Origin of the sequence: Streptomyces glaucescens, from assembly GCF_002154375.1 — a bacterium.
Taxonomy (GTDB): domain Bacteria; phylum Actinomycetota; class Actinomycetes; order Streptomycetales; family Streptomycetaceae; genus Streptomyces; species Streptomyces glaucescens.
The window spans coordinates 1-674 of record NZ_MUND01001112.1 but is presented as its reverse complement, the minus strand read 5'-3'; the positions used below and the strand labels follow the sequence as shown (position 1 = coordinate 674).

Sequence of the window (674 nt, the reverse complement as noted above, 5' to 3'; positions counted from 1 at the left end):
AGCGGCGGCGCCGACGCCGACGGACCCGCCGAGCTGCGTCAGGCGATCCCGCTGCGCCTCGCCGCCTTCGACCGGCTGGTCTCGGTGCCCGACTACGAGTCCTTCGCCCGCGCCTTCGCGGGCGTCGGCAAGGCCGTGGCGCGCCGCGTCACCGACGGCCGCCGCCCCCTCGTGCACGTGACCGTCGCCGCCGCCGACGACGCCCCGCTGGATCCCGCCGCACCCATGCTGACCGCGCTGCGCTCGGCCCTGCGCCGGTACGGCGACCCCGGGCTGCCGGTGTTGGTCGAGCCGTGCGAACGCGTCCGGCTCGTCGTCGTCCTCGGCGTACGGACCCTGTCCACCTCCGTCCCCGAGAAGGTCGAGCAGCGGGTGCGCGCGGCGCTCGCCGCCCGGCTGGGCTTCGACGCGGCCAGGCTGGCCCAGCCCGTCCACCTCAGCGCCGTCGTCGCCGCCGCGCACGCGGTGCCCGGCGTGGACTTCGTCGACGTGGACGCCTTCGGCGGGGTTCCGGAGGGCGCCGCCGCCTCCGAGGTGGCCCGGTTCGCCGCCCACCCGTCCGTGGTGTCCGTCGTCCCCGCCCTGCCCGCGGGCCCCCGTGCCGTACGCGAGACGGCCGGCCCCGAGGGCACGTCCGCCGTCGTGGACTCCGCGCACGCCCCCACGGTCGTGCT

1 pseudogene is annotated in these 674 nt (G+C 78.3%); it reads left to right on the top strand.

Annotated features, from left to right (window positions below):
• Positions 1-674, top strand: a pseudogene (locus CCN42_RS40940) (hypothetical protein); the annotation flags it as partial.